Raw genomic sequence first — 19,815 nt, forward strand, 5'->3', positions numbered from 1 at the left:
AAGAGAGCTTATGCTCTGCCCTTGGGCAGAGCATAAGCGATCACGTAATCGCCCTCCGGCGTCTCCATGAAGTGGTGGCCGCCGGCCATGATTACCAGATACTGGCGGCCGTTCTGCTCATAGATCATCGGGTTGGCCTGGCCGCCTGCAGGCAGGACGTCGGACCAGACGGTCTTGCCGGTCTCGATGTCGATGGCGCGGATCAGGTCGTCGGTCGCTGCGGCGATGAAGATCAGGCCGCCCGCCGTGACCACCGATCCGCCGTTGTTCGGCGTGCCGATCTCCAGCGGCAGGTGCGAGGCGATGCCCCACGGGCCGTTCTTGCGCGCCGTGCCGAACGGACGGTCCCACAAGGTCTTGCCCGAGCGCAGGTCGATGGCGGTGATGCCGCCGTACGGAGGCTCCTTGCACAGCAGGCCCGTCCACTTCACGCGCCAGCCGGCGTTGACGTCGATGGCGTAGGGTACGCCGATCTGCGGATCGCCGGCGCCTTCGCCCTTGGACAGGCTGCCGCCGCGTTCGGCCGCTTCCTTCTGTTGCTGGATGTAGCGAGGGTCGTCGCGCGGGAACCAGCCCTTCTCGTTCGCCTCGGCGCGGGGCACCAGCCGGTTGTAGTTGGGCATGTCGTTATAGTTGGCCACGATCACGCCGCGCGCCGGATCGACCGCCACGCCGCCCCAGTCCGAACCGCCGTTGTAGCCCGGATAGTTGATGTAGTGGTTGGTCGAGGGCGGGGTGTAGTAGCCCTGATAATTCGCCTTCTTGAAGTTGATGCGGCACATCATCTGATCGATCGGCGACATGCCCCACATGTCCGCCTCGACCAGGTTCGGCTTGCGCAGGGTGGCGAACAGCGAGAACGGCTGGGTCGGCGAACGCTGGCCCTGTTCCGTACCGCCGGTCGTGGGAACGCGGCGCTCCTCGACACCGTGCAGCAGCTGGCCGGTGGCGCGGTTGAACACATACATGTCGCCCTGTTTGGAGGGCAGCAGCACGGCGGGCACCACGCCGTTCGCGGTCGGATAGTCGATCAGCGTCGCCTGCGAGCCCAGGTCGAAATCCCAGACGTCGTTATGCACGGTCTGATAATGCCAGCGCGGCTTGCCGGTGGTCACGTCCAGCGCGACCAGCGAGGTCGAATACTGTTTCTCCAGCGGACGGCGCGAGCTGGACCAGTAGTCGGCGGCCGAGTTGCCCATCGGCAGATAGACCAGGCCCAGGGCCTCGTCGCCCGTCGCCGTCGTCCACATGTTCGGCGTGCCCGGCGTGTAGGTTTCACCCTCGGGCGGCAGGCCGCTGCGGTCGGGGCGCATCATGTCCCAGGCGAACCGAAGTGCGCCGGTCTCGACGTCGAAGCCCTGGATTACGCCCGAGGCGTTCCAGCGTTTCTGGCCGTCCAGCACCTGATGCCCGGTGACGATGATCCCGCGTACGATGACGGGGGCGGAGGTGATCGACACCATGCCGGGATAGGGATCGCCCATGCCGGTCTTGATGCTGACGGCGCCGTTCTGGCCGAAGGCCGGGCACGGACGGCCCGTGCGGGCGTCAACCGCGACGATGCGGCCGTCCAGCGTCCCTTCGACGATCTTGGTCGCGCAGGGCTCGGCCGGATTGGCGTTGGCCCGCGCATGATAGGTCACGCCGCGGCAGGCGGCGGTATAGGGGATCTGGTCGTCGGCGACCTGGGGGTCATAGGTCCAGATCTGGTTGCCGGTGGAGGCGTCCAGGGCGAACAGCTTGTTCCGCGCCGAGCAGAGATAGACGGTGTTCCCGACCTTCAGCGGCGTGGTCTCGGCGCCCCAGCGTTCGCCCGGCAGATCGCCGGTGCGGAAGGTCCAGGCCCGTTCCAGCTGACCGACATTGTCCTTGTTGATCTGGTTCAGCGGCGAATAGCGCTGGGCGCTGTCGGTGCCGCCATAGGCCGGCCAGTCGGCGCCGGTCTTCAGCAGGGACGGATCGTTGTAGCCGCCGCGCACGCCCGGCACAGGGCTCATCACCTGGGCCTGATTAGCCTGAGCGACCGCGAAACCGAAGACGACGGTCAGGACCGCAAGCCCCAGGGCGCCGAAGCCCGCCGTCTTGCCCCCGCCGCGCGACCGCAGCACCGGCAAGGTCGCCAGCACCAGGAACATCAGCACCAAAGGCCCGACCAGACGCGGCACCAGGGCCCAGCCGTTCAGGCCCTTTTCCCAAAGCGCCCAGATCACCGTGGCGACGAAGACCGCCCCATAGACCCACGCCCCGCGAACATCGCGATAGACAAGCAAAAGGCCTGACACGATCAGCGCCAGACCCGCGAGCAGATAGTACCAGGAGCCGCCCAACATCACGAGCTGGACGCCCCCGACGGTCAGCACCAGACCGATCACGGCCAGCAAAAGACCGAGAAGCAGCGTCAGCCACCCTCCCGGTCCGGTGGGGGTTGTCCATCGCGGCATGATCGCACTCTCTGGCTGCATAATGAGCCTCGGCAACGCTTGGGCGCCACTGAGGTTCCTAATTGTCGCACCCCGGAACAAACGGCCGTTGCGCTGCACACGCCTCCACAGAGCAACTTTTGACGACGAAACATCCGCAATTGGATGATTTTTTCTTTTTCAGCGGCTGAGAACCGCTCGCGGCAATAATATTTGCCTTGAACCGAGCGTTTGCGGCATATGCGCGTCATGCATAAGACCCTGAAGCAAGGCGGGACTTTCGTCGTCGAACCACGCCGCCTCTCGAAGGCCACAGCCGAACTGCGCGCGCGCGGCTTCGGCGAGATCACGATTCCGCCCTCGACCGAGACGGCCGAGAAACAGGCGTCGCGCTGCACCGACTGCGGCGTGCCGTTCTGCCAGAACGCCTGCCCGCTTCAGAACAACATTCCCGACTGGCTGCGCCTGTCGGCCGAGAACGAGCCGCGCGAGGCCTGGCGCGTCGCGTCCCTGACCTCGACCATGCCCGAAATCTGCGGCCGCATCTGCCCGCAGGACCGGCTGTGCGAGGGGGCGTGCACATTAAACCAGTCCGGCTGGGACGCCGTCACCATCGGCTCGGTCGAGGCCTGGCTGGGCGACCAGGCCTTCGCCAACGGCTGGGTCGAACCGATCCGTCCGGCGGCCGAACGCGGCGAGACCGTCGGCATCGTCGGCGCGGGCCCGGCCGGCATGGCCGCCGCCGACCGTCTGCGCAGCGAAGGCTATCAGGTCACCGTCTATGACCGGCACGACCGGGCCGGCGGCCTGCTGATCTATGGCATCCCCGGCTTCAAGCTGGAGAAGCACGTCGTCCAGCGTCGCGTGGACCGCCTGATCGACGGCGGCGTCCAGTTCGTGCTGGGCTGCGAAATCGGCAAGGACGTGACCCTGACCGAACTGCGCGAGCGCCACGACGTGGTCCTGCTGGCTATGGGCGTCTATCAGCCGCGCATCCTGTCGGCGCCGGGGCGTGGGCCGGATTCGACCGTCGCGGCCCTGTCCTATCTGACGCACCAGAACCGGCGCGACCTGGGCGACGCCGAGGAAGACGGCTGGCACGAGGCGCGCGGCAAGCGGGTGGTCGTGATCGGCGGCGGCGACACCGCCATGGACTGCGTCCGCACCGCCGTGCGCCAAGGCGCAGCCTCGGTCACCTGCCTCTATCGTCGCGACCGCGAGAACATGCCCGGTTCAGCCCGCGAAGTGGTCAACGCCGAGGAAGAAGGCGTCGTCTTCGAATGGCTGGGCGCGCCCAAGGCCCTGTTGTCGCAAGGCGACCGCGTCACCGGCGTGCGCGCCGCGCGGATGCAGCTGACTGAGGCGGCCCCCGGCGGGCGGCGCGACATCGTCCCCGTCCCCGGCGCCGACTTCGACATCCCGGCCGACATCGTCATCGAGGCCCTGGGCTTCTCGCCCGAGCCGTTCGCGGCGCATGAACCCAATCTTCGCCTGCGCGACGACGGCACCATCAAGGTCGGCTCCGTCAGCTTCGCCACCAGCCTGCCCGGCGTGTTCGCCGCTGGCGACGCCGTGCGCGGCGCCTCCCTGGTCGTCTGGGCCGTTCGGGAAGGCCAGGACGCCGCTGCCGAGATCGACCGTTACTTCAAGACCCGCACCGAGGAGGTCGCGGCATGACCTGGCTGAACAAGTACAACGAGACCCGCGACCGCCTGGAAGCCGGCCACGCCTATGACCGCGCCTCCGAGCGCGACGCCTGCGGCGTGGGCCTGGTCTGCTCCATCGACGGCACGCCGCGCCGCGACGTGGTCGAATATGCGATCCGCAGCCTGAAGGCCGTGGCCCACCGCGGCGCGGTCGATCCCGACGGCCTGTCGGGCGACGGGGCCGGCATCATGGCCGAACTGCCCCAGGGCTTCTTCGCCGACCAGGTGGCCTCCATCGGCCAGTCCCTGCGGCCCGGCCCGATCTGCGTCGGCCAAGTCTTCCTGCCGCGCACCGACCTGGGCGCCCAGGACCGCGCCCGCGCCATCGTCGAAACCGAAGCCCTGCGCGCCGGTTTCTGGATCTATGGCTGGCGCCAGACGCCCATCGACCTGTCGGTCGTGGGGACCAAGGCCGGGGCGACCCGGCCCGAGATCGAACAGATCATGCTGGCCCCGCCGCTGGACGACGCCGGCCAGCCGCTGGACGGCGAGGCGCTGGAGCGTGAGCTGTACCTGTGCCGCCGCCGCATCGAGAAGACGGTCAAGACCGAGAACCTGGCCGCCGTCTATATCTGCACCCTGTCCGCACGCTCCATCGCTTACAAGGGGATGGTGCGGGCCGAGCTGCTGGGCGACCTATATCCCGATCTGGAGGATCCACGCTTCGTCTCGGCCTACGCCGTCTTCCACCAGCGCTATTCGACCAACACCTTCCCCGAATGGAAGCTGGCCCAGCCCTTCCGCATGATGGCCCACAACGGCGAGATCAACACGCTGAAGGGCAATCTGAACTGGATGAAGTCGCACGAGATCCGCATGGCCGCCCAGGCCTTCGGCGACCGGGACCGCGAGGTGAAGCCGGTGGTTCAGCCGGGCGGGTCGGACTCCGCCGCCCTGGACAATGTCATGGAGGTGCTGGTCCACGCCGGTCGCCCTGCGCCCATGGCCAAGGCCCTGCTGATTCCCGAGGCCTGGGCCAAGGACGACGTGGTCATGCCGCCCGAGCACCGGGCCTTCTACGCCTATTGCAATGCGGTGATGGAGCCGTGGGACGGCCCGGCCGCCATCTGCGCCGCCGACGGCCGCTGGATCGTGGCGGGCAAGGACCGCAACGGCCTGCGCCCCCTGCGCGCGGTCGAGACCGTGGACGGTTTGCTGATGGCCGGTTCGGAAGCCGGCCTGGTGCCGATCCCCGAAAGCCGGGTGAAACGCCGCCTGCACATCGGCCCCGGCAAGCTGATCGCCGTCGATATGAAGCACGGCCGTCTGTACGACGAGCACGAGGCCATCGACGCCCTGTCCGCCGCCCACCCCTATACCGAGTGGCTGGACAATATGGTCGATCTGGAGCCGATCATCGGCCCCGGCCCGGAGCCGCGTTCGGCCTCCGGCGAGGATCTGACCCGCCGCCAGATCGCCGCCGGCTACAGCCGCGAAGACCTGGACCTGCTGCTGGACGCCCTGGTGCGCGACGGCAAGGAGGCCGTCGGCTCCATGGGCGACGACGCCCCGCCAGCGGTGCTGTCGGCCCTCCCGCGCCCGTTGAGCCACTATTTCCGCCAGAACTTTTCGCAGGTGACCAATCCGCCCATCGACCCCCTGCGCGAAGCGGGGGCGATGAGCCTGAAGACCCGGTTCAAGAACCTTGGCAACATCCTGGCCGAGGAAGAGGCCCAGACCGACGTCTTCGTGCTGGACAGCCCCGTCCTGACCAACGGCATGTACGAGCGGATGGTCGGGACGGTCGGGGCCGGTTCGACCGTGATCATCGACTGCAGCTATGACGTGCCGTCCGACGACGCCCGCCCCGGCGCCGGCCTGCGCGCGGCGCTGGACCGGATCATGGACGAGGCCGAGGCCGCCGCCCGCGACGGCGCAGCCCTGATCGTGCTGACGGACCAGGCCGGATCGGCGACTCGTCTGGCCGCGCCGATGATCCTGGCCACCGCCGGGGTCCACGGGCGCCTGACCCAGGCGGGCCTGCGGACCTATTGCTCCATCGTGGTGCGCACGGCCGAGACGCTGGACCCGCACGGGTTCGCCGTCCTGGTCGGGGTCGGCGCCACCACCGTCAACGCCTGGCTGGCCCAGGACCTGTTCCAGGAGCGTCTGGACCGGGGCCTGTATCCCGGCCTGACGCTGCGCGACGCCTGTCTGAACTACAAGGCCGGCATCGAGGCGGGTCTGCTGAAGACCTTGGCCCGCAAGGGGATCAGCGTCATCTCCGCCTATCGCGGCGGCTGCGAGTTCGAGGTGCTGGGCCTGTCGCGCGCCCTGACGGCCGAGTTCTTCCCCGGCGCCCCGTCGCGCATCTCGGGCATCGGCCTGGCCGGTCTGGAACAGGCGGCGATGAAGCGGCACAAGGTGGCCTGGGGCGAGGCCCTGCCCTCGCCCGCCATCGGCGGCTTCTTCAAGATCCGTTCGGGCGGCGAGGCCCACGCCCACGAGGCCAAGACGATCCACCTGCTGCAGGACGCCTGCAACCGGGGCGACTATCGCCGGTTCAAGCAGTTCTCCGAGGCCGTCCGCGCCCAGGCCGATCTGTCCCTGCGCGACCTGCTGGACTTCCGCGAAGGCGTCGCCATTCCGGTCGACCAAGTCGAGAGCGTGTCAGACATCCGCCGTCGTTTCCTGACCCAGGCCATGTCTTTGGGCGCGCTCGGCCCCGAGGCGCACGAGACGCTGAACATCGCCATGAACCGCATCGGCGCCCGCTCGGTCTCGGGCGAAGGCGGCGAGGATCCCGAACGCTATCACCCGCGCCCCAACGGCGACGACGCCAACTCGGCGGTCAAACAGGTGGCCTCGGGCCGGTTCGGCGTCACGGCTGAATATCTGAACCAGTGCCGCGAGATCGAGATCAAGGTCGCCCAGGGCGCCAAGCCCGGCGAGGGCGGCCAGCTGCCCGGCTTCAAGGTGACCGAGTTCATCGCCCGGATGCGCCACGCCGTGCCCGGCACCACCCTGATTTCGCCGCCGCCGCACCACGACATCTATTCGATCGAGGACCTGGCCCAGCTCATCTATGATCTGAAGGCCATCAACCCCGATGCGCGGGTGACGGTGAAACTGGTGTCCGCCTCGGGCATCGGCGCCATCGCCTCGGGGGTGGCCAAGGCCAACGCCGACGCCATCCTGATCGCCGGTCACAACGGCGGCACCGGCGCCTCGCCCCAGACCTCGATCAAACACGCCGGCTTGCCGTGGGAGATTGGCCTGGCCGAGGCCCACCAGGTGCTGACGCTGAACAATCTGCGCGGCACGGTGACGCTGCGCACCGACGGCGGGGTCCGCACCGGCCGCGACGTGGTCATCGCCGCCATGCTGGGGGCCGAGGAATACGGCGTCGGCACCGCCGCCCTGATCGCCATGGGCTGTCTGATGGTGCGCCAGTGCCATTCGAACACCTGTCCCGTCGGCGTCTGTTCCCAGGACGAGCGGCTGCGCGAGAAGTTCACCGGCACGCCCGACAAGGTCGTGAACCTGTTCACCTTCATCGCCGAGGAGACGCGCGAGATCCTTGCCTCGATCGGCGCGCGCACAATGGACGAGATCATCGGCCGCACCGACCTGCTGCGTCAGGTCCGGCGCGGCGGCTCGCACCTGGACGACCTGGACCTGAACCCGCTGCTGGTTCAGGTGGACGAGGGCGCGGCCGGCAAATGGGCCGACAAGACGACCCGCAAGCCCATCGCCGACAGCCTGGACGCGCGAGTGCTGCAGGACGCCGTCCGCTTCCTGGATCGCGGCCAGACGCTGGAACTGTCCTATCCGCTGAACAACACCCAGCGCACGGTCGGCGCGGCCGTCTCATCCGCCATCGTGCGGCGCTTCGGCCCTCAGGGACCGGCCGGGCGGCTGAAGCTGCGTCTGGAAGGCATTGCGGGCCAGAGCTTCGGCGCCTTCGCCGCCAAGGGCCTGGAACTGCACCTGACGGGCGAGGCCAACGACTATGTCGGCAAGGGCCTGTCGGGCGCCGAGATCTCGGTCAGGACGCCCGAATGGCGCGAGGATCAGCTGATCTGCGGAAACACCACCCTGTATGGCGCCACTTCGGGCCGGCTGTTCGTGGCCGGTGCGGCGGGCGAGCGGTTCGCGGTGCGCAACTCGGGCGCCGAGGCTGTGGTCGAGGGCCTGGGCGCGCACGGCTGCGAATATATGACCGGCGGCCGGGTCGTCGTGCTGGGCTCGGTCGGATGGAACCTGGCGGCGGGCATGAGCGGCGGCGAGCTGTTCGTGCTGGACCAGCCGGGCTTTGCAGAACGGGCTCTGAACGGCGACCTGGCGGGCGTGTCCGACATCGACGCGGCGGCGGCCGAACGGCTGCGCGGCCTGGTCGAGGCGCATCTGGCGGCGACCGCCTCCCCGCTGGCTCGACGCCTGCTGGGCGACTGGGACAACACGCTGCAAAGGTTCGTGCGGATCGTTCCGCTGACGGACATTGTCACCCGGTCGGAACGGCTTAAGACTTCCGCCTGACCTCGTTTTCTTCCTCTCCTCCCCGAGACGAATTCATGACCCGACACGCCGCCCTCGCCGCCACACTCGTCGCGGGGGCGGCGTCGCTGGCGTCTCCCGTCCTGGCGTCGCCCGCTCTGCTGGCGCACCAGGCGCCGCTGGTCATCGACAATGCGGCGACGGCCTGGATCCTGACCTCAACGGCCCTGGTGCTTCTGATGACCCTGCCGGGCCTGGCGCTGTTCTACGGCGGCATGGTCAGAAAGAAGAACATCATCAGCGTCATCGCCCAGTCGGCGGCCGCCTTCGCCATCGTCTCGGTGCTGTGGTTCCTGGTCGGCTACAGCCTGTCGTTCGGCAAGGGGCCGGAGGCGATCAACGGCTTCATCGGCGGCGTCCAGGCGGCCTTCCTGAACGGGGTGACGATGGAGACGGCACACAGCCTCTTGCCGGGCCTGCCCGAACTGCTGTTCGTCAGCTTCCAGATGACCTTCGCCATCATCACCCCGGCCCTGATCGCCGGCGCCTTCGCCGAGCGGATGAAGTTCTCGGCCAGCCTGCTGTTCTTCGCCCTATGGCACCTGATCGTCTATGCGCCGATCTGTCATCAGGTCTGGGGCGGCGGCTATCTGGGCGGGCTGGGCGTGCTCGACTTCGCGGGCGGGGCGGTGGTCCACGTCAATGCGGGCGTCGCCGGCCTGGTCTGCGCCCTGGTGCTGGGGCCGCGTCACGGCTTCGGGCGCGACAACATGGCCCCCGCCAACCTGGTCTACAGCGCGATCGGCACCGGCCTGCTGCTGGTCGGCTGGCTGGGCTTCAACGCCGGATCGGCCGGCGCGGCGGATGCTTTGGCCGCCACGGCCGCCTTCAACACCATCCTGGCCGCAGGCAGCGCGGCGCTCGGCTGGATGACCATCGAATGGTTCGACCGCAAGCGCCCGACCCTGCTGGGCCTGTTGTCCGGCGTCGTCGGCGGCCTGGTGGCCATCACCCCCGCCGCCGGCTTCGTCGATCCCAAGGGCGCCTTCTTCATCGGCCTGATCGCCGGCCCGGCCTGCTATGCGGGCGCGGTCTGGCTGAAGCGCACGCTGAAATACGACGACACCCTGGACGCCTTCGGCGTGCACGGCGTCGGCGGCATCGTCGGCGCCCTGTTGACCGGCGTCTTCGCCACCACGACGGTCAACGCCCTGTCGGACGGCGCCACAGTGTGGAAACAGGCCGTCGGCCTGGGCGGCGTCATCGTCTGGAGCGCGGCCGGCACCTTCGTCGTCCTGATGATCTGCAAGTTCACCACCGGCCTGCGCGTGACCAGGGACGAAGAGGTCGAGGGGCTGGACTATACCCAGCACGGCGAGGCCATCCACTAACCGGCCCACAGGGCGTGGGGCGCGGGCGGTTGATCCCGCCCCCGTCCGCCCCCATCTTCATCTGTGACGGAAGGTCTTGCCGATTGCGGGGGACCGGCCGCTCGGTCGCTTTATTCGAGGACCCAGATGACGACGACGCGCACCATCCTGTTCGACAGCCCCTTCCTGCTGGGGTTCGACCACACCCGCGCCCTGATCGACCGCGCCGCCAAGGCGACGGCAGAAAGCTATCCGCCCTACAATGTCGAGCAGATCGGCGAGGCGGGCGTGCGTATCAGTTTGGCCGTCGCCGGGTTCGCGCCCGACGAACTGGCCATCACCCTGGACGGCCGCCAGCTGACCATCGCGGGCAAGCGAGACGACGCCGGCAAGGGGGAACAGGCCTTTCTGCATCGCGGCATCGCAGCACGCGGCTTTGTGCGCAACTTCGTGCTGGCCGACGGGCTGGAGGTCGAAGGCGCCCGGCTGGAGCACGGCCTGCTGCACGTCGATCTGATCCGCCCCGAAGCCGAACGCCAGGTGCGGCGCATTCCCATCACGGTCGGCTGAAAAGCATAGCCGTTCGAACCGCCCGGCGATCCGGGCGTTGTCAAACTGAAGGAGGCGGTCCTAATGACGCCGATGACGATGACCAAGGAAGATTTTGCAGGACTGGGCGCCCCCGACCTCGTCTATGTGCGGGAGATCAAGGCGGCCGACCTGCTTGAAGAAGCGGTCGAGATCAAGGACGTGGACCTCAATCCCGGCCAGTCCCTCTACGCCGTTCACAGCGCCGACGGTGAACGTCTGGCGGTCATGATCGACCGCGACACCGCCTTCGCCGCCGCCGTGGCGCACGAGCTGGAGCCGGTTTCGGTTCACTGATTGAATGTGATGGGGCGGCGACCAACCCCGCCTGCATGACGCCTAGGCGGCGGTCGCGGCCGTATCCTTGACGAACAGGGCCCGGATCGCATCCGTCGTGCGCGCCTGACGCAGCTGTTCGCGCAGTTCCGGCGATCGCATGGCGCGCGACACCGCCGCCAGCGCCCGCAGATGCTCCGCACCCGCCTTGGACGGGGCGTACAGCCCAAAAATCAAATCCACAGGACGATCGTCCACGGCGTCATAGGCCACGGGCGTATCCAGCCGCACGAAGACCGCCGTCACCTGGCTGACTTCGTCCAGACGCGCGTGTGGCACGGCCACGCCGGACCCCAGCCCGGTCGACCCCAGCGCCTCGCGCTCCATCAGGGCGTCGAAAATCCGGGATTCGTCGATGCCCAGGGCATGAGACGTCGCCTCGGCCAGCGCATGCAGCGCCTGTCGTTTTGACGACGCGCCGCCGCGCAGCACCACGCCCTTGGGCGCGAGCAGATCACCGATGTCCATCAGACAACCTCGATACACGCAGAGACACGGCGCGGGCGCCCGTTTAGAGGCTCCCGCGCCGAAGTCAAACTTGGCTGTTCAGTTCACTGAGCCGTTGGTCTTGGCTTTGCCATTGGTCGCACTGGCGATTTCAGGGTCGATCCAGCCCACATTGCCGTCCGGGCGACGATAGACCACAGCCAGGCCGCCATGGGCCGCATTGCGGAACAGGACGACGGGATAGCCCGTCATGTCCAGCTCCAGAACCGCACGTCCGACCGTGATGGTGCGGATTTCGTGCTCGGTCTCGGCGATGACCATGCCCACCGGCGGCGGGCCGTCGTTCTCGCCGGTGTCGCCGAAGACGTCATCCTCCACGCTGTCGGGATCACGCAGCACGATGCTGCGTGCGACTTCGCGGGCGGCGTTCTCGGTTTTTTCGGGCGACAGACCCTTGGGTCCGATATGGTGATCCTTGAGCCGACGCTTGTAGCGACGGACCCGCTTTTCGAGCCGATCCAGCGCCTCGGTGAAGGCGGAATGAGCGTCGCCGCCCATGCCGGTCGTCACCAGAGTCTGGCCCGACGCGAGGCGGACCCAACAGTCCACCTTGAAGTTGTGGCCGTCCTTGGACACCACGACCTCGGCGTCTTCACCGCCTCGGGCGAAGTATTTTCCGACCCCGTCTTCGAGTTCCTGGGAGATGCGCGAGCCTAACGCTTCGCCGACATCCACTTGCTTGCCGCTCACTTGGACTTGCATACGCATAGAACGCTCCCGACCGGATTTGGTGTCAATCGGGATCACCGTTTTGTGGTTACGCTTGGCGACCGGGGTCAGGCGGTCTTCATCATCCGGCGGCGCTCGACGGACGATGGAATTCTCAACGCTTCCCGGTATTTGGCGACGGTTCGGCGCGCGATGTCGATGCCCGTTTCCTTCAGGATTTCCACAATCTTGTCGTCGGACAAGACGTCGCCCTCCAAGCCCTCGCCGTCGATCATCGACTTGATCCGGTGACGGACGGCCTCGGCCGAATGGGTCGACGCCCCGTCCACCGACTGGATGGCGGCGGTGAAGAAGAATTTCAGCTCGAACACCCCGCGCGGTGTGGCGATATATTTGTTCGAGGTGACGCGGCTGACCGTCGATTCGTGCATGCCGATGGCGTCGGCGACGGTCTTCAGATTGAGCGGTCTCAGGAACTCGACGCCAAAGGCCAGGAAGGCGTCCTGCTGGCGCACGATCTCGGACGACACCTTCAGGATGGTCTTGGCCCGCTGGTCCAGCGACTTGACCAGCCAGTTGGCCTGGGCGGCGCAGTCGGCGACGAAGGTCTTTTCCGTATCGGATCGCGCGCCCGCCTGAACCAGCCCGTGATAGCGCTTATCCACCAGCAGCCGCGGCAGGGTGTCGGCGTTCAGCTCGACCCGCCAGCCGCCGGCCGGGTCGGGCCGCACATGGACGTCGGGCACAACCGTCTGGGCCGGTTCGCCGCCGAAGCCGGCGCCGGGGCGCGGCGTCAGCGCCTTCAGCTCGGCGATCATGTCGGTCAGGTCCTCGCCGTCGACGTCGCAGACCCTCTTCAGTCCCGCCAGGTCGCGCCTGGCCAGCAGGTCCAGATTGTCCAGCAGGGCCGCCATAGCCGGGTCGAACCGATTGCGCTCGATCAGCTGCAGCTTCAGGCATTCCGGCACGGACCGCGCCATGATCCCGGTCGGCTCGAATCCATGACAGACGGCCAGAACCGCCTCGATCCGCTCCAGCGACACGCCCAGCCGGTCGGCGAACTCGCTCAGCTCGCCGCGCAGATAGCCGCCCTCGTCCGTCGCATCGATCAGGGTCATGGCGACGCCGTGATCGGCGACCGAAAACCCGGCTGAGGACGCCTGGGCCTGAAGATGCTCCCACAGGGTCAGTTCGTGCGTGTCGGGCCGTTCGCCGTCGCCCTCGAACATCTGGCCGCCCTTGCCGGCGCTGGACCAGTCCGACAGACCCGGCTGGGCCTCGTCGGTCATCCGGTCGCTGGTGCGCTCGCCCGGCGCCGCGTCGCCATAGACATCGTCGGATCCGGCATCCATGCCGGACACCGACTCATGCCCGACCCCGTCGCCGAAAGACATTTCGCTGTCGGACGCCGCCTCGACCCGCTCGACCGGCTCGGGCGTCTCGCCCTCCGGCTCCTCGCGTTGCAGCAGCGGATTGCGTTCCAGCTCGGCCTCGACGAAGTCGTCCAGTTCAAGATTCGACAGTTGCAGCAGCTTGATCGCCTGCTGCAGCTGGGGCGTGATGACCAGCCCCTGCCCCTGCCTGACCTCTAACCTTTGCCCGATCACGTTCGAAATCTTCCCGCCCGTCCGCCGAGTGGCCCGGAACTTGCTGGGCAGAATGTCGCCTAACTGGTTAACGCCAGACAAACGCCCCCTCGTCTCCTCCCTGTCGCGCAGCGATGGGGAGGTGGCGCGGCGCTCTTGCGCCGTGACGGAGGGGTTCTTCACCGCATCGCAAGCGTCCGTGGGGCTTCAAGAGCCCCTCCACCGCGGAGCCTGTCCTCGGGCTCGCCTTTGGCGAGACCCGGGGGCGGTCCCCCTCCCCGCTTCGCAGGGAGGAGACGACTTAGATCAAACGTAGTTTTCGCCCAGATACACCCGGCGCACTTCGGCGTCGTGGACCGCCTCGTCCGAGGTGCCTTCGAACAGCACAGCTCCGTTCGAGATGATCGAGACCCGGTCCGTGATGTCCAGGGTCTCGCGCACATTGTGGTCGGTGATCAGCACGCCGATGCCCTGGCTGGCCAGGTAGCGGATCACGGTGCGGATGTCGGCGATGGCGAGGGGGTCGATGCCGGCGAAGGGTTCGTCCAGCAGGATGAAGGACGGCCGGCCCGCCAGCGCCCGCGCGATCTCAACCCGCCGACGCTCGCCGCCCGACAGGGCGGTCGCCCCGGCATGGCGCAGATGGTCGATATGCAGTTCGTTCAGCAGCCGGTCGGTCTCGGCGCGGATCTGGTCGCGCGGATAGTTCAGCTCGACCACCGCCTTGACGTTCTGCTCCACCGTCATGCCGCGGAAGATCGAGGCTTCCTGCGCCAGATAGCCCAGGCCCATGCGGCTGCGCTGATACATCGGCTGGCCGGTGATGTCCTCGCCATCCAGCCAGATCGTGCCCGAGTCCGGCGGGATCAGGCCGGTGATCATGTAGAAACAGGTCGTCTTGCCCGCGCCGTTGGGACCCAGCAGGCCCGCGACCTCGCCCCGCTGCACCGTCAGGGACACGTCGCGCACCACCTGACGCGGCCCGAAGGACCGGGCCAGGTTCAGCACCCGCAGACCCTTTTCCGCAGGCGAGACCGCCGGCTGCGGCGTCGTCGCCGGCCGGTCGTCCAGGTTCAGGGCTGACAGTTCCTTGCGCGCCAAATGCTCAGGTCCAGACGGCCGACGGCCTCAGTTTGCGTTGGGATAGAAGACGCCCTGCACACGGCTTCCGGCGGCGCCGCGCGGCGCCCCGTCCATGCGGGCGGCCTCGGTGTTGATGTTGTAGACCAGGCGCGAGCCGGTCAGGACGTTCTTGCCCTGGGTCAAGACCACATTGCCCGTCACCACGATCTCGCCATTGCCCAGATTGTAGACGGCGCGGTCGCCGCGCATCGACTGATCCGGGGTCACGAAATAGACGGTTCCGGCGGCCTCCGCGCGCTCCAGATCGCCGCCTGAGCCGCTGACCAGGGTCAGGGTGTCGGCGCGGAAGCGGTTGCCGCCCTGCGTCGCCTCGGCGCGGCCTCTCAGGATGATGCGGCTAGGAGCGTATTCCACCGAGTCCGCGCCATAGGCCACGGGCTGGGCGCCCGTTTGTGATTGCGCGTCGCCGACGGCTGGCAGAGCCACGACCGTCACGGCCGCGACCGTCGCCAGAGCCTTTGAAATCTTCGTCATGATCATCCGCCAGACCCCTTGGGCGTCAGCACGCCCATCACCTTGTTGTCGCCCGCGCCGTCGAACACGACGCGCTGTCCCTGATCATAGATCGCATAGGACGATGCGTTGATGGTTCCAATAGGGCCGGAACCCTGAACGCCCTTTGAACCGGTGACGTTTCCGGTCGAGGTGTCGACCACCGCCTCGGGCGTGGTCAGGACGAAGCCGGTGCCGCCGTCCGATATCCGCACGTTCGGGCCGATGGTCACGGTCTTGGCCTGCTCGTTGTATGTGCCGCCGTCGGCGGTCAGCTCGGTCACCTTGCGTCCGCCCAGGTTCAGCTTCAGCGCCGGACCGATCAGGCGGAAATGGCCGGTGGCCGGATCGCGCACCGCCCCCTGGGCGCCGACGGTGAAGGCCCGGCCTTGGGCGTCCTGGCCGTGGAACAAGGGGCTGTCCAGGCGGACTTCCTGGCTCTGGCTGGCCTTGCGCTCCACCCCCGACATGACGGTGCGGAACACGGTCCAGGTCAGGGCGCCGCCCGCCAGCACCAGGATGATGATCGGCAGCACACGGCGATACAGCTTCACCCGCCGCGAGCGCGCGCGCCAGCGGGCGCCGGCCAGGGCGACCCGGGCCTCGTCGGCCTCGTCGGCCTCGATGCGGGACTGTTCGCCGGGTTCGGTCAAGCGCGCCTCAGCTGTGGGCGAAGATGTCGATCTCGTCCCAGCCGGCGAGGTCGAGCGCCGACCGCGTCGGCAGGAAGTCGAAACATTGGGCGGCCAGTTCGGCGCGCCCCTCGCGCGCCAGCATCAGGTCCAGCTTGGCCTTGGCGGCATGCAGATACAGAACGTCCGACGCCGCATAGTCCAGTTGCGCCTGGGTCAACGTCTCCGCGCCCCAGTCCGACGACTGCTGGGCCTTGGACAGGTCCACGCCCACGGTCTCGCGCACCACGTCCTTCAGGCCGTGACGATCAGTGTAGGTCCGCGCCAGCTTGGAGGCGATCTTGGTGCAATAGACCGGCCGCGTCTCGACGCCGAGGTGCAGCAGGAACATGCCGATGTCGAACCGGCCGAAATGGAAGATCTTGGTCACCGCCGGATCGGTCAGCACCCGCTTCAGGTTCGGGCAGTCGTAGTCTGGCCGCTTCAGCCGCACGACATGGGCGTTCCCGTCGCCGGAAGACAGCTGCACCACGCACAGCGGATCGCGGCGGAAGCGCAGGCCCATGGTCTCGGAATCGATGGCGACCTCGGACCCCAGGTCCAGGTCGTCGGGCAGGTCGCCCTCGTGCAGGTAAACGGTCATGCTCTGGCTCTTACACGGCGAACGCGGCGGACGAAACGGGATACAGCAATGCTGAACACCGCGCGCCGCATTCAAGAAACGGCCTCAAGCAGTTAATGCGCCGCGGGCATTCCGGTAGGCCAAAAATACGGCCTTAAGCAGCAGAGCGCCGCGCGCGATGCGATAGGCTAAAAATACGGCCTCAAGCAGCGGAGCGCCGCGCGCGACGCGGTAGGCCAAAACAATGAAAGCGCCGCACCGTTAGGTGCGACGCTTTCAATAATATGGTGCCCAGAAGAGGACTCGAACCTCCACGGCCGTTAAGCCACTGGCACCTGAAGCCAGCGCGTCTACCAATTCCGCCATCTGGGCCCCGTCGGCAGCGCCTTGCGGCGTTTCCATCGGGAAGGCGCGGACCTCTAAGGCAGCGAAACGACGGGGTCAACAGAGGTTTTTCGCCGCGTGTCGTTTTATTCCGCAAGCGGCGCTTCAAGCCTTGCCGCACGGCCTTTCGGACCCGCGTTCTGCGGCGACTTAACGCCTGCTAAGCCTGTTTTCTAACCCCGTCTTGAGGGCGGCCCGCCTACAACCGCCCCATGGCGGACCCCTCCCTCAGCCCCCACACGCCCGAACGCCGCGTCAAGCCGCGCGCGCCGTTTCGCCAGCGCCGCCGCGCCCACGAGCGGTTGTCCATTCTCGGCCAGCCGGTCGATCTGGTGAAGCCGGAAGAGGTTCTGCACCATGTGCAGCAGGCGGTGCTTGAGGGCGCGAAGAGCCTGATCGCCAACCACAATCTGCACAGCCTGTATCTGATCCAGAAACGCCCGGAACTGACCGGCTTCTATGATCGGGCCGATCTGATCGAGGTCGATTCCACCCCCCTGCTGTGGTTCTCGCGCGCGCTGGGCCTGCACAGCCGGGGCTCTCACCGCTGCACCTATCTGGACTGGCGCGACCACTTCTGGAGCGTGGCGAACCGCAACGGCTGGCGCGTCATGTCCATCGGCGGCGCGCCTGGCGTCGGCGACGAGGCGGCCCGTCGGCTGAAGGCCCGCTATCCCGGCGCCGACATCGCCATCCATCACGGCTTCTTCGACGCCCATCGCGACGGGCCAGAGAACGCGGCGGTCCTCGCCCAGATCACCGCCTTCCAGCCTCACATCCTGTTCGTCGGCATGGGCATGCCGCGCCAGGAACTGTGGATCGACGACAATTTCGAGCGCCTGCCCGATTGCGTCGTCCTGTCGGTCGGCGCCGCCTTCGACTATGAGGCGGGCGTCCAGAGCGCGGCGCCCCGCTGGATGGGGCGGGCCGGAATCGAATGGGCCTATCGCCTGGTTCACGATCCGAAACGCCTGTTCGTCCGCTACTGCGTCGAGCCCTGGACCCTGCTGCCCCTGGCCTTGCGCGACATCCGCGACGCTCGGCGCCGCTCTCCCCGCGTCCCTGCGGATCGGTCCTAGACCCGAACAACCGACGCGTTTAGCCTCCACACCCAGGCAATGGGCGGGAGGGCTGACATGCAGCGAGGACTGCGCACCGGCGTGACCGGCCTGGCCCTGATGTTCGCCTTGGCGTTCGCCCTGGCCGGCTTCGCGCCCCAAGCCGTCTCGGACTATCGCCTGGCCTCCGCCGACAAGGTGCGCATCGCCGTCTTCGGCGAGGACGCGCTCAGCGGCGAGTTCGTCGTCAACGCAGAGGGCAAGGTCGCCCTGCCCCTGATCGGCGAAATCCAGGCCGCCGGCCTGACGGTCGCCCAGTTTCAGGATGCGGTCACTCAGGCCTTGAGCCAAGGCTATCTGAACCAGCCGCGCGTCACGGCCCAGGTCCTGACCTACCGGCCCATCTACATCCTGGGCGAGGTCAATCGGCCGGGCGAATACCCCTATGTCCCCGACCTGACAGCGCTGAACGCCGTGGCGACGGCGCAAGGCTTCACCTACCGCGCCAACACCCGCCGCATCTTCGTGCGCCGCGCCGGCTCGCAGACCGAAGAACCCCGGCCGCTGACCGCCGACACCCGCGTCTCGCCGGGCGACACCCTGCGGATCGGCGAACGGTATTTCTGAACGGGCATTCGAAGACGCCCTGTATCATCCGGTCGTCGCCTTGGGCTTTGCGCTAGGCTCAAGGCTCAGAATGACGAGCAAAGGGGCTGTGGACGGTCGATGGCCGCCACTCCCCTACGACCGACGCGCTCGCTAAGAGATGGGAATGAGCGACGCCCTGAACCAACGACTGACCGACATCGTGCGCGCCGACGCCGGGCTGATGCATGTGCTGACGACGGTGCGGGCGCTGGGCCTGCCGGATTGGCGGCTGGTGTCGGGGGCGGTCTATCAGGCGGTCTGGAATGTGAAGACGGGGCGGCCCGCAGGGTATGGGATCAAGGACTACGACCTGGCCTATTTCGACGGGTCGGACCTGTCCTACGCGGCCGAGGATGTGGTCATCAAACGCGTCGCCGCCGCCTTCGACGCGCCGTTCCGCAGCCAGGTCGAGGTGCGCAACCAGGCGCGGGTGCATCTGTGGTTCCAGGATCGGTTCGGCGAACCCTATGAGGCGCTGGGATCGACGGACGAAGCCCTGGGGCGGTTCGTGGCGCCGACCTTTGCGGTCGGGGTGCGGCTGGAGGCCGACGACGCGATCAGCATCGCCGCGCCGTTCGGGCTGGAGGACGTGTTCGCTATGACGATCCGGCCCAATCCGAACCGGCCGCTGGCCAGGGGGTGGGCCAAGACCGTCGAGAATGCGCGGGCGCGCTGGCCCGAGTTGACGGTGATCGAACCCTAGAAGGGGCCGTGCTTGCCGTTCGAGGAGAACTCGGGCGGGGCGGCCTTGTGGATATATTGTTCGGCGACCAGCCAGGCCTTGAACGGGCGCAGGCAGCCCAGGCACATGGCGATCAGGATCGGCAGGGTGACGACCAGATGGACCCAAATTGGCGGGTGGACGGTGAAGTCGAACACCATCAGCAGGATCATGCCGATGATCCCCACCGCCGACATGACGAAGAAGGCCGGGCCGTCCGCCGGGTCGGCGAAGGCGTAGCTGAGGCCGCATTCGGGGCAGTCGGTCTGAAGCGTCAGATAACCCTTGAACAGCGGACCCTTGCCGCAGCGGGGGCAACGACAGGCCAGGCCGGTCTTGAGGGTGCTGAGGCGAGGATAGTCGGTCATGGGACCACTGTATGCGCCCTGAAGGCGGTCCTGTCGCGTGGACCGGTTGTCCTATCGGGCGACGAAAGACGGGGGCGCATCCGTAGAACTACGGTCAACGTCGGTTAACCGCGATTAAAGGCCTTGTG

General features: G+C 67.6%; 17 protein-coding genes and 1 tRNA gene. 8 read left to right on the top strand and 10 right to left on the bottom strand.

The genetic code is table 11. The features are described 5' to 3' along the window. Nucleotides 1-8 precede the first annotated feature (8 nt). Nucleotides 9-2,441, bottom strand: a complete 2,433-nt coding sequence (locus ACP69V_RS13005) for a membrane-bound PQQ-dependent dehydrogenase, glucose/quinate/shikimate family (RefSeq protein ID WP_426024254.1) — start codon at nucleotides 2,439-2,441, stop codon at nucleotides 9-11. A 228-nt stretch (nucleotides 2,442-2,669) separates the two neighbouring features. On the opposite strand from ACP69V_RS13005, the gene ACP69V_RS13010 reads away from it, so the two are divergent. The 5 genes from ACP69V_RS13010 (at nucleotide 2,670) to ACP69V_RS13030 (ending at nucleotide 10,818) form a co-directional block, all read left to right on the top strand. Continuing rightward, complete coding sequence (locus ACP69V_RS13010) at nucleotides 2,670-4,097, top strand: NAD(P)-dependent oxidoreductase (RefSeq protein WP_426024255.1); 1,428 nt, start codon at nucleotides 2,670-2,672, stop codon at nucleotides 4,095-4,097. Continuing rightward, nucleotides 4,094-8,605 carry a glutamate synthase large subunit gene (gltB, locus tag ACP69V_RS13015; protein WP_426024256.1) on the top strand — a complete coding sequence of 1,504 codons (4,512 nt, stop codon included), beginning with the start codon at nucleotides 4,094-4,096 and terminating at the stop codon, nucleotides 8,603-8,605. The genes ACP69V_RS13010 and gltB overlap by 4 nt, the downstream gene beginning before the upstream one ends. Before the next feature lie 35 nt (nucleotides 8,606-8,640). Then, nucleotides 8,641-9,954, top strand: a complete 1,314-nt coding sequence (locus tag ACP69V_RS13020) for an ammonium transporter (protein ID WP_426024257.1) — start codon at nucleotides 8,641-8,643, stop codon at nucleotides 9,952-9,954. Between the two features lie 126 nt (nucleotides 9,955-10,080). Further along, complete coding sequence (locus ACP69V_RS13025; RefSeq protein ID WP_135194762.1) at nucleotides 10,081-10,503, top strand: Hsp20 family protein; 423 nt, start codon at nucleotides 10,081-10,083, stop codon at nucleotides 10,501-10,503. A gap of 63 nt (nucleotides 10,504-10,566) precedes the next feature. Further along, nucleotides 10,567-10,818 (top strand): DUF1150 family protein, encoded by a 252-nt coding sequence (locus tag ACP69V_RS13030; protein ID WP_135194761.1) that lies wholly within the window; start codon nucleotides 10,567-10,569, stop codon nucleotides 10,816-10,818. A 42-nt stretch (nucleotides 10,819-10,860) separates the two neighbouring features. On the opposite strand, the gene ptsN is transcribed toward ACP69V_RS13030, so the two are convergent. The 8 genes from ptsN to ACP69V_RS13070 form a co-directional block, all read right to left on the bottom strand. Then, nucleotides 10,861-11,325 carry a PTS IIA-like nitrogen regulatory protein PtsN gene (gene ptsN / locus ACP69V_RS13035; protein WP_159846330.1) on the bottom strand — a complete coding sequence of 155 codons (465 nt, stop codon included), beginning with the start codon at nucleotides 11,323-11,325 and terminating at the stop codon, nucleotides 10,861-10,863. Between the two features lie 78 nt (nucleotides 11,326-11,403). Further along, complete coding sequence (gene hpf / locus ACP69V_RS13040) at nucleotides 11,404-12,066, bottom strand: ribosome hibernation-promoting factor, HPF/YfiA family (RefSeq protein WP_346494682.1); 663 nt, start codon at nucleotides 12,064-12,066, stop codon at nucleotides 11,404-11,406. A gap of 74 nt (nucleotides 12,067-12,140) precedes the next feature. Further along, a complete protein-coding gene (rpoN, locus tag ACP69V_RS13045; RefSeq protein WP_426024258.1) occupies nucleotides 12,141-13,640 on the bottom strand; it encodes an RNA polymerase factor sigma-54 in 1,500 nt (499 codons plus the stop codon). A gap of 285 nt (nucleotides 13,641-13,925) precedes the next feature. Beyond that, nucleotides 13,926-14,720 carry an LPS export ABC transporter ATP-binding protein gene (gene lptB, locus ACP69V_RS13050; protein ID WP_426024259.1) on the bottom strand — a complete coding sequence of 265 codons (795 nt, stop codon included), beginning with the start codon at nucleotides 14,718-14,720 and terminating at the stop codon, nucleotides 13,926-13,928. A gap of 27 nt (nucleotides 14,721-14,747) precedes the next feature. After that, on the bottom strand, nucleotides 14,748-15,236 hold the full coding sequence (locus tag ACP69V_RS13055; protein WP_426024260.1) for an LptA/OstA family protein: 489 nt from the start codon (nucleotides 15,234-15,236) through the stop codon (nucleotides 14,748-14,750). A 2-nt stretch (nucleotides 15,237-15,238) separates the two neighbouring features. Then, nucleotides 15,239-15,907, bottom strand: coding sequence for an LPS export ABC transporter periplasmic protein LptC (lptC, locus tag ACP69V_RS13060; RefSeq protein WP_426024261.1), 669 nt, complete (start codon nucleotides 15,905-15,907; stop codon nucleotides 15,239-15,241). A gap of 7 nt (nucleotides 15,908-15,914) precedes the next feature. Further along, nucleotides 15,915-16,529, bottom strand: a complete 615-nt coding sequence (locus ACP69V_RS13065) for a ribonuclease D (protein WP_426024262.1) — start codon at nucleotides 16,527-16,529, stop codon at nucleotides 15,915-15,917. Between the two features lie 264 nt (nucleotides 16,530-16,793). Then, a tRNA-Leu gene (locus ACP69V_RS13070) sits at nucleotides 16,794-16,880 on the bottom strand. 224 nt (nucleotides 16,881-17,104) lie between these two features. Here ACP69V_RS13070 and ACP69V_RS13075 point away from each other — a divergent pair. The 3 genes from ACP69V_RS13075 to ACP69V_RS13085 all read left to right on the top strand — a co-directional run bounded on the left by ACP69V_RS13075 (nucleotide 17,105) and on the right by ACP69V_RS13085 (nucleotide 19,301). After that, a complete protein-coding gene (locus ACP69V_RS13075) occupies nucleotides 17,105-17,971 on the top strand; it encodes a WecB/TagA/CpsF family glycosyltransferase (protein ID WP_426024263.1) in 867 nt (288 codons plus the stop codon). A gap of 57 nt (nucleotides 17,972-18,028) precedes the next feature. Then, nucleotides 18,029-18,577 (top strand): polysaccharide biosynthesis/export family protein, encoded by a 549-nt coding sequence (locus tag ACP69V_RS13080; protein WP_426024264.1) that lies wholly within the window; start codon nucleotides 18,029-18,031, stop codon nucleotides 18,575-18,577. 145 nt (nucleotides 18,578-18,722) lie between these two features. After that, nucleotides 18,723-19,301: a nucleotidyltransferase family protein gene (locus tag ACP69V_RS13085; RefSeq protein WP_426024265.1), complete on the top strand. Its 579-nt coding sequence runs from the start codon at nucleotides 18,723-18,725 to the stop codon at nucleotides 19,299-19,301. Here ACP69V_RS13085 and ACP69V_RS13090 read toward each other — a convergent pair. Next, complete coding sequence (locus tag ACP69V_RS13090; protein WP_159846369.1) at nucleotides 19,298-19,687, bottom strand: DUF983 domain-containing protein; 390 nt, start codon at nucleotides 19,685-19,687, stop codon at nucleotides 19,298-19,300. The two genes, ACP69V_RS13085 and ACP69V_RS13090, sit on opposite strands and share 4 nt — an antisense overlap. Between the last annotated feature and the right edge of the window lie 128 nt (nucleotides 19,688-19,815).

Source organism: Brevundimonas sp. PWP3-1b1 (genome assembly GCF_049896065.1).
GTDB lineage: Bacteria > Pseudomonadota > Alphaproteobacteria > Caulobacterales > Caulobacteraceae > Brevundimonas > Brevundimonas intermedia_B.

Bases quoted from the DNA above. Each gene is read 5' to 3' on its own strand.
- ACP69V_RS13005 (WP_426024254.1), bottom strand. From the start codon at position 2,441: ATGCCGCGATGGACAACCCCCACCGGACCGGGAGGGTGGCTGACGCTG.
- ACP69V_RS13010 (WP_426024255.1), top strand. From the start codon at position 2,670: ATGCATAAGACCCTGAAGCAAGGCGGGACTTTCGTCGTCGAACCACGC.
- gltB (WP_426024256.1), top strand. From the start codon at position 4,094: ATGACCTGGCTGAACAAGTACAACGAGACCCGCGACCGCCTGGAAGCC.
- ACP69V_RS13020 (WP_426024257.1), top strand. From the start codon at position 8,641: ATGACCCGACACGCCGCCCTCGCCGCCACACTCGTCGCGGGGGCGGCG.
- ACP69V_RS13025 (WP_135194762.1), top strand. From the start codon at position 10,081: ATGACGACGACGCGCACCATCCTGTTCGACAGCCCCTTCCTGCTGGGG.
- ACP69V_RS13030 (WP_135194761.1), top strand. From the start codon at position 10,567: ATGACGCCGATGACGATGACCAAGGAAGATTTTGCAGGACTGGGCGCC.
- ptsN (WP_159846330.1), bottom strand. From the start codon at position 11,325: ATGGACATCGGTGATCTGCTCGCGCCCAAGGGCGTGGTGCTGCGCGGC.
- hpf (WP_346494682.1), bottom strand. From the start codon at position 12,066: ATGCAAGTCCAAGTGAGCGGCAAGCAAGTGGATGTCGGCGAAGCGTTA.
- ACP69V_RS13055 (WP_426024260.1), bottom strand. From the start codon at position 15,236: ATGACGAAGATTTCAAAGGCTCTGGCGACGGTCGCGGCCGTGACGGTC.
- ACP69V_RS13065 (WP_426024262.1), bottom strand. From the start codon at position 16,529: ATGACCGTTTACCTGCACGAGGGCGACCTGCCCGACGACCTGGACCTG.
- ACP69V_RS13075 (WP_426024263.1), top strand. From the start codon at position 17,105: ATGGCGGACCCCTCCCTCAGCCCCCACACGCCCGAACGCCGCGTCAAG.
- ACP69V_RS13080 (WP_426024264.1), top strand. From the start codon at position 18,029: ATGCAGCGAGGACTGCGCACCGGCGTGACCGGCCTGGCCCTGATGTTC.
- ACP69V_RS13085 (WP_426024265.1), top strand. From the start codon at position 18,723: ATGAGCGACGCCCTGAACCAACGACTGACCGACATCGTGCGCGCCGAC.
- ACP69V_RS13090 (WP_159846369.1), bottom strand. From the start codon at position 19,687: ATGACCGACTATCCTCGCCTCAGCACCCTCAAGACCGGCCTGGCCTGT.